Source organism: Microbacterium sp. AC215, assembly GCF_979258645.1.
Genome location: NZ_OZ409869.1, coordinates 2,763,560 through 2,776,390 on the forward strand (window position 1 = coordinate 2,763,560; position 12,831 = coordinate 2,776,390).

Below are 12,831 nucleotides of genomic sequence, written 5' to 3' on the forward strand. Positions count from 1 at the left end.
GTGCGGGTGCGGGTGCGGGTGCGGGTGCCGGATGTCGCGCCTGCGGACCGCGCCTCTCCGATCAGGCGAGTGCCGCGACCAGCGCCCGGGCTGCGGATGCCGACGACTGCGGGTTCTGGCCGGTGATGAGCAGTCCGTCGACGATCGTGTGATCGCTCCACGGGTCGGTCACGTCGATGTCGGCGCCGAGCTCGCGCAGAGAGGTCTCGAGCAGGAAGGGCGCGCGGTCCGCGAGCCCTCCGAGGCGCTCCTCCTCGTCGGAGAATCCGGTGATGCGCCGTCCGGCGACGAGCGGCTCGCCCGCAGCATCGCGTGCGGGCAGCAGGGCCGCGAGTCCGTGGCACACTGCGGCCAGCGGACGTCCCGCCGCGACGGTCGCCGAGATGAGCGCCGCCGAATCGGCATCCACAGCGAGGTCCTGCATCGGTCCGTGCCCGCCGGGGTAGTAGACGGCCGCGTAGTCGGCGCTGTCGACATCGGCGAGCACGAGGGGAGTGCTGAGCCCCGGGATCTCCGCGAGCGCCGCGGCATCCCCGTCGCCGAGGCTCGACGCATCGGCGACCGGCTCGACACCGCCGGGTGTCGCGAACACCACGTCGTGCCCCGCGGCGGTGAGCAGGCGGTAGGGGGCGAGCAGCTCTTCGGCCCAGTAGCCGGTGGGGTGCTCGGTGCCGTCGGACAGGGTCCAGGTGCGGGCGCCGGAGACGACGAAGAGGACGGATGACATGGATGCTCCCAAGGTTTGGACGACGGATCCCGTGCGGATGCGATATCCAGGACAACGGCCCGCCGCGACGAACGATTCCGATAGATTTCCGATATGAGCAATCGGAATTCCGATGGATTGCCCGACCTGGGGCTGTGGCGCACCTTCCTCATCGCGCACCGATCCGGGTCGGTGTCGGCGGCGGCGCGCAGGCTCGGACTCGCGCAGTCGTCGGTCACGACGCAGTTGCAGGCGCTGGAGGCGAGCGTCGGCGAGCCGCTGTTCGTCCGTCATGCCCGCGGCATCCGTCCGACGCCCCGAGCCGACGAGCTCGCCGCGCGGCTCTCGGGCCCGCTCGACGCGTTGGCGGATGCTCTCGGCACCCACCCGGCCCTCGAACCGCCGGTCATCCGCCTCGGCGGGGCGGGGGAGTTCCTGGCCGCCGTCGCCGCCCCGGCTCTCGCGAGTGCTGTGGCCGGCGGACTGTGGCTTGCGGTAACCACGGGCCTGGCCGACGACCTGCTCGATCAGCTGAGGGTCGGCAGCCTCGACCTGGTGATCTCCGCCGTGCGACCTCGCGGACGGGCGCTGCCGAGCATGCCGCTGTTCGACGAGGAATTCGTGCTCGTGGCCTCGCCGTCGCTGCGCATCGACCCGTCTCCGGCCCTCTCACCGGACGCGATCGCGCACGTACCTCTGCTCGCATACGACCGAGACGTCCCGATCGTCCGCCGGTACTGGCGCCACGTGTTCGGCATCCGTCTCGACCGGGAACCGGCTCTCGTCTTCCCCGACCTGCGCGCGCTCGCCGCCGCTGCGGTTGCGGGGGCGGGCGTCACCGCCCTGCCGACCTACCTGATCGCCGACGAACTCGCCGATGGCAGACTCGTCGACCTGCGACCCACCCAGGACCCGCCGATCAACACGCTGTATCTCGTGCGGCGACCGGGTCCGCTGTCCGACGGGGTCGCGGCCGTGGAGAAGGCGCTGCGCGCCGCCGTCGCCGACCTCTGACGCTCGTCGCGGCGGCGGTGCGGGGTCAGGTGCGCATCTGGAGTCCGGTGCAGGGTCAGTTTCGCATCGGACATCCGGTGCGGGGTCAGTTTCGCATCCACCATCCGGTGCGGAGTCAGTTTCGCATCGGAAACGCCCGATTCGGATGCGGTAGTGGCCCCTGCACAGATGCACTGCCTGGCCTCACAGATGTGCAGCCGCTCGCGCGGCGAACGCACACGACGGACGGATGCCGCACCTCACGGATGCCGCGCCTCACGGACGCATGCACCTCACGCACGCACCTCACGGACGGACCGCACACGGCAGGTGTGGCAGACCCGATGCGGCAGTGGCGACCGACCCTCAGCGGTTGAGCCACTGGCGCAGTGTGCGCGTGACCCAGGGCAGCACCCAGTAGGTCATGATCGGCGTGAGCACGACGGTCGTGGCGAGCACGCGCAGCCAGATCGGCAGCTCGTTCCAGCCGGGCACGGGGCTCAGCGCATAGGTGAAGGCGAGGTTCAGCGGGAAGAACCCGAGCCAGATCGACACGGCCTGCTTCCACCGCGGCGGAGTGCTGACCATCGCGACGGTGGTCGTCGAGCCGTCAGCGCGGGGGAGGGTGATGGTGTCGGTGGTCGGCTCGTCGAACCAGCCCTCGATGCCCGTGCGGCGGCGCACGCGCTCGCTGCGCACGAACTGCTCGCCGGTCGACTTCCACCACTCGCGCTCGCCCGACTGCTCCCACGCCACAAGCGACTTCTCGTCGGAGAAGCGGTACAACATGTGCCAGACATGCGAGTCCTCGCCGTCGCGCACCCAGCCGGATCCGAGGAACCCCGGGTATCGGTGCGCCAGATTCACGCCGGTCTGCACCCAGGCGGTGGCGGCGGCGACATGCTCGGGGTCGACCTCGCGGCGGATGGAGACGGTGATGGGTTCGCTGGACATGGTGGGGTCCTCGGAGAGAGCGGATCGCCCGGGTCACGGGCGCCTCGACGGTGGGGGATGCGCCGGGGTGCGGGCGCGTGTTCGATTGTATTTCGGATGCCGGGTGTCGCCGGTCGTTTTTCGCCGCGCGCGAAGACGGCATCTCGGGGTGCATGCCGATGCCGATGCCGATGCCGGGTGCCGGGTGCCGGATGCCGATGCCGGGTGCCGGGTGCCGGTGCCGGATACCGATGCCGGGTGCCGGACGCTCCAGAAGGCCGAATGCGCCTGCGACGGCCAGATGCCGGGAATCCGGCCGTCGCGGGCGCGCATGGCCGAGGCTGGTGCAGGGCAGCGCCGCGGCATCCGTCCCCGCACTCCGCGACAGGGTGAGAATAGGAGGCATGAGCACGCGCAGCGAAGCCGTCCTGATCGATGTCGTCCGCACTCCCGTCGGACGCGGCAAGCCGGGCGGCGCGCTCTCGGGCGTGCATCCTGTCGACCTCGCGGCGGGTGCTCTCGCCGCGATACTCGAGCGCAGCGGGCTCGAGTCGAGGCAGATCGACGACGTGCTGCTCGGTTGCGTGAGTCAGGTGGGGGACCAGTCGTCGAACATCGCGCGGCAGGCTGTGCTCGCCGCGGGTTTCGACGAGTCGATCCCCGCGACGACGATCGACCGCCAGTGCGGGTCCAGCCAGCAGGCCATGCATTTCGCCGCGCAGGGGATCATGGCCGGCGCGTATGACGCGGTCATCGTCGGCGGCGTCGAGTCGATGAGTCGGGTGCCGCTCGGATCGTCTGCGGCCGGCGGGTCGCCGATGTCGCCTCGCCTGCGTGAGCGCTACCCCGAGGGACTCGTGAACCAGGGCGTCTCGGCCGAGCTGATCGCCCAGCGCTGGGGCATCGATCGCGCAGCGCTGGATGAGTACGCCGCCGAGTCGCACCGCCGCGCGGCCGCCGCGTGGCACGAGGGATTCTTCGACCGCACCGTCATCCCGGTCGCCGAGGCGCCGGATGCCGCGGGCGACGAGACCGTGCGTGCCGGCACGACGACCGAGGGGCTCGGGGGACTCAACCCCGCGTTCCGCACCGACGCTCTTGCCGCCCGATTCCCGGACGTCGACTGGCGGATCACTCCCGGCAACTCCTCGCCGCTGACCGACGGAGCATCCGCTGCGCTCGTGATGAGCGCCGAGCGTGCCGCACAGCTGGGACTCACGCCGCGGGCGAGGTTCCACGCGTTCACGGTGGTCGGCGACGATCCGCTCATGATGCTGACCGGCCCGATCCCCGCGACGCGGCGCATTCTCGAACGCACCGGACTCACGATCGATGACCTCGACGCCTACGAGGTCAATGAGGCCTTCGCGTCGGTGCCCCTCGCCTGGGCCGCGGAACTCGGGGCGGATGCCGCCAAGCTCAACCCGCGCGGAGGGGCGATCGCCCTCGGGCACGCACTGGGCTCGTCGGGCACCCGCCTGCTCGGCACCCTGATCGACCACCTCGACGCGGTCGGCGGCCGCTTCGGACTGCAGACCATGTGCGAGGGCGGTGGCATGGCGAACGCCACGATCATCGAACGGCTGTAGGCCAGCATCCGTCACCCGGCATCCGCTGTGCCCCTGCCGGGTCGATGTTCGCCGGACAGGACAGAGAAGACCCCCGCCGACCCGATTCGGCGGGGGTCTCTTCGGGAGCAGACGCTCACCGTATGCGCGGATGACGTGACTACCCGATCCGGTCTGAGTCTGTGTCCGCGCATCTGCAGTTGTAGTCGGCGAAGGTGTCCGGGCGGTGAACGCGGCGAGAAATCCTCCTCACCTGGGATTCGCGAGCCTGGAAGCGTTTGCGACTTAAGGCCATCAGCAACATTCACACCCCTGACTTTTCGCCAGAACGCTACTGCAAGCGCTTGCAGTCATAGAGCCCGCCCTGCTAGCTTCACTCGCAAGCCTCCGGACACGTCGTCGTGTCCGCCGCCATCAGGGAGCATCATTTGTTCAAGTCGGCTCGGTCGAAGACGACCGCTTCACGTCCGCTCGCCCTCCTCGCCGCCACCGCGCTCGTCGTCTCGGGCTTCGGCGCGGCCGGCACTCTCGGCGGCTCATCCGCCGCAGCGGCCGATCGCACTGTGGCTCTCGTGGGCTCGCTGCAGTCCGAGCTCGGCTGCGCGGCGGACTGGGCGCCCGACTGCACCGAGACCGAGCTCGAGCCCACGGGCGCCGAGGGCATCTTCTCCGCCGAGTTCGAGGTCCCTGCGGGCACGTGGCAGTACAAGGTCGCGGTGAACGACGGCTGGGACGAGGCGTACGGGCTCGACGGCGGGGCCGACGACATCCCTCTGACGGTGGCCGGCCCGACGACCCTCCGCTTCACGTTCGACGACACGCTCAAGCGCGTCGGGCTCGAGGCCGCCGACCTGCGTGGCGGCTACACCTCCGACGATGAGGCGCTCATCGCGAGCCCGGCCCGACAGGCGGGTGCCGGCGAGCAGTTCTACTTCGTGATGACCGACCGCTTCGCGAACGGCGACACGGCCAACGACACCGGCGGTCTCGAGGGCGACCGGCTCACCACCGGTTTCGACCCCACGGACAAGGGCTTCTATCAGGGCGGCGACATCGCCGGAATCCGCGAGAACCTCGACTACATCGAGGGGCTCGGCACATCGGCGATCTGGCTGACGCCGAGCTTCGCCAACAAGCCGGTGCAGGGTGAGGGCGCCGACGCCTCTGCCGGTTATCACGGCTACTGGATCACCGACTTCACCCGCATCGACCCGCACCTCGGCACCAATGAGGAGCTGCAGGCGCTGATCGCCGACGCGCACGCCCGCGACATCAAGGTGTACTTCGACATCATCACCAACCACACCGCCGACGTCATCGACTACGCCGAGGGGCAGTACTCCTACATCGACCAGGCGACGAGTCCCTACACGGATGCCGCTGGCACGGCGTTCGACCCGGCCGACCACGCGGGCACCGACGGGTTCCCCGAACTCGACCCGGCGACGAGCTTCCCCTACACGCCGGTGATCGACGACAGCGAGGCCGACGTCAAGGTGCCGGCCTGGCTGAACGACCCGTCGCTCTATCACAACCGCGGAGACTCGACCTGGTCGGGGGAGTCGGTCACATACGGCGACTTCAGCGGACTCGACGACCTGATGACCGAGCACCCGACGGTGGTCAACGGCTTCGTCGAGGTCTACGACAAGTGGATCGACCTCGGCATCGACGGTTTTCGCATCGACACCGTCAAGCATGTGAACTTCGAGTTCTGGGAGAAATGGACGGCCGACGTCCTCGACTACGCGCACGAGAAGGGCAACGAGGACTTCTTCATGTTCGGCGAGGTCTACGACGCCGACCCCGTGAAGCTCGCACCGTACGTGCGAGACACCGACATGAACTCGATCCTCGACTTCACGTTCCAGTCCTCCGCCGTCAGCTACGCGTCGGGCAATTCGGCCAAGGGCCTGCAGTCCCTGTTCGCGGGCGACGATCGCTACACGACACCCGACTCGTCGGCGACGGCACTGCCCACGTTCCTCGGCAACCACGACATGGGCAGGGTCGGATCCTTCCTCCAGACGACGGATGCTCCGCTCGAGCGCGACGAGCTGGCGCACGAGCTCATGTTCCTCACCCGGGGTCAGCCGGTCGTCTACTACGGCGACGAGCAGGGCTTCACCGGCCCCGGCGGCGACAAGGACGCCCGGCAGTCGCTCTTCGCCACCCAGGTCGCCGACTACGCGAATCAGAACCTCATCACCGGTGAGCAGGCCGGCTCGGTCGACCGCTATGCGACGGATGCCGCGCTCTACGAGCACATCGCCGCGCTGTCAGAGCTCCGGGAGTCGAACCCGGCGCTCAGCGAGGGCGCGCAGATCGAGCGGTACGCGGCGTCCGGTGCTGGTGTGTACGCGTTCTCCCGCGTGGATGCCGACGACAAGGTCGAATACCTGGTGGCCGTGAACAACGCCGCCACCGCGCAGACGGTCGACCTCACCACGCTGACCGCCGACGCCTCGTACGAGGTGCTCTACGGTGATGCCTCGTCCCTCGCTACGGATGCCGGTGCGGCCGCCTCGATCACGGTGCCGGCTCTGTCGGCGGTGGTCTGGAAAGCCGACTCGACCGTCACGGCGCCGTCCGAGGCGGCATCCGTCGAGGTCGTCGTGCCCGCCGCCGGAGCCGGTGTCACCGGACAGTCCGCCGTGCAGGCCGACATCGCCGATCAGTGGGCGCAGACGAGCTTCGCCTGGCGCGTCGTCGGCTCCGAGGAGTGGCAGGCGCTCGGCACCGCGGAGGACACCGACCCCCGCGTCTTCCACGACATCCGCGATCTCGCGAACGGCACGCTCGTCGAATACCGGGCCGTGACGACGGATGCCGCGGGCAACCACGCCGCAGCCTCGACGTACGCGTCGGTCGGCAACGCCGTGACGCTGACGGCCGGCGAGGAGCCCGAGTCTCCGATCGACATGGTGACCGTGCCCGGCAGTCTCAACTCCGAGATGGGCTGTGCGGGCGACTGGGACCCTGCCTGCGAGAAGGCGAAGCTGACCCTGCGCGCCGACGGCGTATGGGAGGGGGCTTTTGATCTGCCGGCCGGCGACTACGAGTACAAGGCCGCGATCAACGGCAGCTGGGCCGTCAACTACGGTGCGAACGGTGTGCCGGACGGCTCGAACGTCACGCTCACCCACGCGGGCGGGCCGATCACCTTCTACTTCGACCCGCGCACCAACATCGTGCAGTCCTCGGCCGACGGACCCATCGTGACGCTGCCGGGCTCTCTGCAGGACGAGCTCGGCTGCGCGGCGGACTGGTCTCCCGACTGCCTCGGCACCCTCATGGCCGACGGCGACCGCGACGGCGTCTACGAGTTCTCGACCGCCGACCTCCCCACCGGAGCCTACGAGCTCAAGGTGGCGCACGGCCTGAGCTGGGCTGAGAACTACGGCGCCGACGGAGTGCCGGGCGGCGCGAACATCTCGTTCAGCGCGGCCGAGGGCAGCGTGACATCGTTCCGCTACACGCTGACGACGCACGTCCTCGAGGTCGTGAGCGCGGACCCGCAGCTCCCCGGCGCCGGAGAGCAGCGCGCGCAGTGGGTCGACGCCGAGACGATCGCCTGGCCGGCGACTCTCGGGTCTGTCGACAAGGCCGCCTATCAGCTGTATTCCTCGGCGGACGCCTCGCTCGCGGTGGCAGACGGCGACATCGCGGGTGGCGAGTCGATCGCGCTCGAGGTGATCGAGGGCGGCCTGACGGACGAGCAGCTCGCCCGGTTCCCCGCGCTCGACGGATACCTCGCCCTGCGGGTGACGGATGCCGATGCGGCGGCACTGCTGCGCACGCAGCTCGCGGTCGTCCAGCGTGACGAGACGGGGGCGCCCTCCGCATTCACCGGCGTGCAGATCGCCGGGGTTCTCGACGATCTCTATGCCGCAGCCCTCGACGATGTCCACCTGGGCGTGACGTTCTCGGGCAAGAAGCCGACGTTCCGGCTGTGGGCGCCGACGGCGCAGAGCGCGACCCTTCTCACCTGGGACGAGGGCGCCGAGGGCGACCCCGCTCGGCACGAGGCCACGTGGGATGCGGCGTCCGGCGTCTGGTCGGTCGCGGGCGCCAAGGATCTCAAGGGCGACGAGTTCCTGTGGGAGGTCGTGGTCTATGCGCCGACGACCGGTGCGATCGAGACGAACCGGGTCACCGATCCCTACTCGACGGCGCTCACTCTGAACTCGCGGCGTTCGGTCGCCATCGACCTCGACGACAAGGCCTGGCAGCCGAAGCAGTGGCAGAAGGCCGAAGCGCCGGTCGTCGAGCGCGCGGTCGACCGGGCGATCTACGAGCTGCACATCCGCGACTTCTCGATCAGCGACGAGACGGTTCCGGCCGACGAGCGCGGCACGTACCTGGCGTTCACCCGCGACAGCGCGGGCACCGATCAGCTGAAGCAGCTCGCGGATGCCGGAATCAACACCGTGCACCTGCTGCCCTCCTTCGACATCGCCTCGATCGAGGAGGACCGCGCGGCTCAGGCGGTGCCCGACTGCGACCTCGCCTCGTTCGGCCCGGCCGACGCGGCACAGCAGGCGTGCATCCAGGCGGTCGCGGATGCCGACGGCTTCAACTGGGGCTACGATCCGTACCACTACTCGACGCCCGAGGGCTCGTACGCAGTCGACGCCGACGGCGGCGCCAGGGTCAGCGAGTTCCGGTCGATGGTCGGCGCTCTCCATGACATGGACCTGCAGGTCGTGCTCGATGAGGTGTTCAACCACACGGCGGCATCCGGTCAGGCCGAGAAGTCGGTGCTCGACCAGGTCGTGCCCGGCTACTACCACCGGCTGAACGCGGCCGGCGGCGTCGAGACCTCGACGTGCTGCCAGAACGTCGCGACCGAGCACCTCGCCGCGCAGAAGCTCATGGTCGACTCGATCGTGACCTGGGCGCGCGACTACAAGGTCGACGGCTTCCGCTTCGACCTCATGGGCCACCACTCGACGACGAACATGCAGGCGATCCGCGACGCGCTCGACGCCCTGACCCTCGCGAAGGACGGCGTCGACGGTTCGGCGATCCATCTGTACGGCGAGGGCTGGAACTTCGGCGAGGTGGCGGACGATGCGCTGTTCGAGCAGGCCACCCAGGGGCAGCTGGGAGGCACCGGCATCGGCACGTTCAACGACCGCCTGCGCGACGCCGTGCACGGCGGCAGCCCGGTCGACTCGTCGTCGACGTTCCGTCAGGGCTTCGGCACCGGTCTCGGCACCGACCCGAACGGCGATCCGATCAACGGCACGGTCGAGCAGGCGCTCGCCGACCTCGGCCACGAGACCGATCTCGTCAAGCTCGGGCTGGCGGGCAATCTGCGCGACTTCGAGTTCACGACGAGCGACGGCTCGGTGACGGCGGGAGAGGCGATCGACTATCGCGGCTCCGCGGCGGGCTATGCCGATCAGCCGGACGAGACGATCAACTACGTCGATGCGCACGACAACGAGACGCTCTACGACCTCTCGGTGCTCAAGCTCCCGGTCGACACGACGATGGCCGACCGCGTGCGGATGAACACGCTGGAGCTCGCGACTGTGACGCTCTCGCAGTCGCCGTCGTTCTGGCATGCAGGCACCGAGCTGTTGCGGTCGAAGTCCCTCGATCGCAACAGCTACAACTCCGGTGACTGGTTCAACCGCATCGACTGGACCGGTCAGGAGTCGACGTTCGGCTCGGGGCTGCCGACCGCGGCGGACAACGAGGAGAAGTGGCCGATCATGGCGCCGCTGCTCGCCGATCCTGCGCTCAAGCCGGCCGCGGCCGACATGGCGGCCGCAGAGGCATCCGCTCTCGATCTGCTGCGCATCCGCGACGAGGTCGATCTGCTGCGGCTCGGCTCGGCCGAGCTGATCCAGCAGAAGGTCACGTTCCCGAACGGCGGGGCGGGGGCGGCTCCGGGCGTGATCCTGATGCAGATCGACGACCTGACGGGTCCCGACGCCGACGCCGATCTCGACGGGGCGCTCGTCGCGTTCAACTCCTCTCCTGCGCCGGTCACGCAGACCGTCGCGGGCCTGGCCGGGCGTTCGTTCGCGCTGACCCCGGCTCAGGCGAACGGAGCGGATGCCGTGGTCAAGACCACGACCTGGGACGCCGCGACCGGCACCGTGACGATCCCCGCCCGGTCGGTCGCCGTGCTGGTCGACGACCAGGTGCAGCCGATCGATACGCGGGTGCGCGCCTCCTCCGACCTGCTGGTGAAGTCGGGCAAGAGCGCCACCGTGAAGGTCACCGTGGCGGCCGACGACGGCAGCGCGCCGGTGGGCACGGTGACGGTGCACGACCGCGGCAAGGTCGTCGCCACGGTCGAGCTGGCTCCCTCCGACAAGGGCAGGGTCACCGTCTCGGTGCCGAAGCTGAGCCGTGGGGTGCACCTGCTCACGGTCCGCTTCGACGGTACGGAGCCGTGGCAGGACTCCCGCAGCACGCGCAGCCTCCCGGTGATCGTCTACTGAGGTCGAGGCGAGGGGTGCGGCCGCGCGCCGCACCCCTCGACCCGCGCGACCGCGGCCGTCCTCGCGTGATCAGTCCCGCGCGTCGACCCCGCTCGTGTCGATGAACGCCCAGCCGTACGCACCGAGCTCGCGGCGCGCCGCGGTCGACCCCGTGAGCACGTCGCGGCCGGGCACATCGACCGCGAACGGCTCTGCACTGTGGTTGATGACGGTGAGGATGCCGCCTCGGCGTGCGATCTCGACGTGCTCGGGAAGGCCCTCGATCTCGGCGGTCACTCCCGCCTCGGCGGCGAGCCAGCGCAGCACGGCTGCCATGCCGGCGTCGTCCGGGATCGTCGCGAGGTAGTAGCCGTTGCCGTCCCCGAAGGCCTTGCGGGTGAACGCCGCTCGCCCGGCGGTGCGACCCTCGGTGAAGCGACCCAGCACCTCGGCATCCTGCACGAGGAGCTCTTCCGCGAAGTACTGGCCGACGATCGTCCCCGCGGGGCCGTCCACTGGCGCCTCCGACTGGCCCGGCCCGTCGGGCACGGCGTGGCTCGCGACCTCTCCGGCAGAGTCGGCCGATCGCACCGACTCGGGCGGCACCAGCGCCCCGAAGTCCTCGAGCGCGACGCCGAGCGCGTCCCGCAGCGAGACGATGAAGCCGCCCTCGCGGAACGCGTCGTCCTGGTCGACGACATCGCTGAACGCCGAGACGAACAGGTCGCCGCCCTGCGCGACATACGCCGTGAGATTCGCGGCGCCCTCATCACTCAGCAGATACTGCTGAGGCGCGACCACGAGTGAATAGCCGCGGAGATCGCTCGTCGTGTTCACGATGTCGACCGCGAGGTTCTGCCGATGCAGCGCCGCATGCCAGCGGTGCGAGAGCGTCAGGTAGTCGAGCACGATCGGGTGGTCGCGCCCGTCGATCGCCCACCAGTTCTCCCAGTCGAAGACGATAGCGATCTTCGCCCCCGACGAGACCTCCGGCATCTCGGGGAGCTGCGCGAGCTGTCCGCCCAGCTCGACGACCTCCCGCCAGGTGCGGGTGTCGAGCCCGGCCTGCGGCACCATCGCCGAGTGGAACTTCTCGCTGCCGCGGCGCGACTGCCGCCACTGGAAGAACATGATCCCGTCGGCGCCTCGGCCCACCGCCTGCGCGCTGATCGCCGCCATCTGACCGGGTGCTTTCGGGGCGTTGGTGGGACGCCAGTTCAGGGCATTGGTGGACTGCTCCGTGAGGATCCAGGGCACCCCGGGCTTGAGACCGCGCATCAGCTCGCGTGCGAACGCGGCCCCGCGGAACGACTCGGGGTCGTTGGGATCGGGGTAGTTGTCGTCGCTGATCACGTCGACCTCGGCCGCCCACTTCCAGTAGTCAGCCGGCGGGAACGCGCCCATGAAGTTGGTCGTGATCGGCTGGGTCGCCCCCGCGGCGCGGATGATGTCGCGCTCCATCACGTACAGCTCGAGCAGGGTGTCGGAGGTGAACCGTTTGAAGTCCAGCACGCTGGTCGGGTTGATGCTGTACGGCGCCTTGCGCGGCGGCACGATCTGATCGAAGGCGGTGTAGCGCTGCGACCAGAAGTCCGTGCCCCAGGCGTGGTTGAGGGCGTCGATCGTCGCGTACCTGCGCTGCAACCACGCGCGGAACGCGTCGCGCGCGGCGTCGGAGTAGTCGTAGTGCAGATGGCATCCGTACTCGTTGTTGACGTGCCACAGCACGACGGCAGGATGCTGCGCGTAGCGCTCCGCGAGAGCGGTGACGAGTTCGGCCGCGAGGCGACGGTAGACGGGAGAGGAGGGCGCGAACGCCTGGCGGCTGCCGGGCCAGAACGTCGAGCCGTCGGCATCCTGCGGCAGCATCTCGGGGTAGGCGGTCGAGGCCCACGGCGGCGGGGATGCGGTGGCGGTGGCGAGGTCGACCTGGATGCCGCCCTCGTGCAGCAGCCCGATGATCTCGTCGAGCCACTCCCAGTCGAACTCGCCCTCGGCCGGCTGGATGCGCGACCACGAGAAGATCCCCAGGCTCACGAGCGTCACGCCGGCCTCGCGCATCAGCCGGACGTCTTCCGGCCACACCTCTCGCGGCCACTGCTCGGGGTTGTAGTCGGCGCCGTAGTGCATGAGTCTCCTGGGTCGGGTGTTCGGCCTGCTCTCTCGACCCTAGCGGGGAAGCGCTTTCCAG

Annotated in this window: 6 protein-coding genes; 3 read left to right on the top strand and 3 right to left on the bottom strand. The window is 69.6% G+C overall.

From position 1 onward, the window contains the following. Positions 1–61: 61 nt before the first annotated feature. Positions 62–727 (bottom strand): type 1 glutamine amidotransferase domain-containing protein, encoded by a 666-nt coding sequence (locus tag ACZZZF_RS13465; protein WP_463498815.1) that lies wholly within the window; start codon positions 725–727, stop codon positions 62–64. A gap of 93 nt (positions 728–820) precedes the next feature. Here ACZZZF_RS13465 and ACZZZF_RS13470 point away from each other — a divergent pair, with 93 nt between their 5' ends. Continuing rightward, on the top strand, positions 821–1,720 hold the full coding sequence (locus ACZZZF_RS13470; protein WP_463498817.1) for a LysR family transcriptional regulator: 900 nt from the start codon (positions 821–823) through the stop codon (positions 1,718–1,720). A 345-nt stretch (positions 1,721–2,065) separates the two neighbouring features. Here the strand turns inward: ACZZZF_RS13470 and ACZZZF_RS13475 are convergent, their stop codons facing one another. Continuing rightward, entirely contained in the window at positions 2,066–2,653 is a 588-nt protein-coding gene (locus tag ACZZZF_RS13475; protein ID WP_463498820.1) for an antibiotic biosynthesis monooxygenase, read from the bottom strand. A gap of 383 nt (positions 2,654–3,036) precedes the next feature. Here ACZZZF_RS13475 and ACZZZF_RS13480 point away from each other — a divergent pair, with 383 nt between their 5' ends. Both ACZZZF_RS13480 and pulA read left to right on the top strand, forming a co-directional pair. Further along, the gene (locus tag ACZZZF_RS13480) at positions 3,037–4,221 is read left to right on the top strand and encodes a thiolase family protein (RefSeq protein ID WP_463498822.1); all 1,185 of its coding nucleotides are present in this window, start codon (positions 3,037–3,039) and stop codon (positions 4,219–4,221) included. A gap of 407 nt (positions 4,222–4,628) precedes the next feature. Further along, a complete protein-coding gene (gene pulA / locus ACZZZF_RS13485; RefSeq protein ID WP_463498825.1) occupies positions 4,629–10,661 on the top strand; it encodes a pullulanase-type alpha-1,6-glucosidase in 6,033 nt (2,010 codons plus the stop codon). 69 nt (positions 10,662–10,730) lie between these two features. On the opposite strand, the gene ACZZZF_RS13490 is transcribed toward pulA, so the two are convergent. Then, positions 10,731–12,770 (bottom strand): beta-galactosidase, encoded by a 2,040-nt coding sequence (locus ACZZZF_RS13490; protein WP_463498828.1) that lies wholly within the window; start codon positions 12,768–12,770, stop codon positions 10,731–10,733. Positions 12,771–12,831 lie beyond the last annotated feature (61 nt).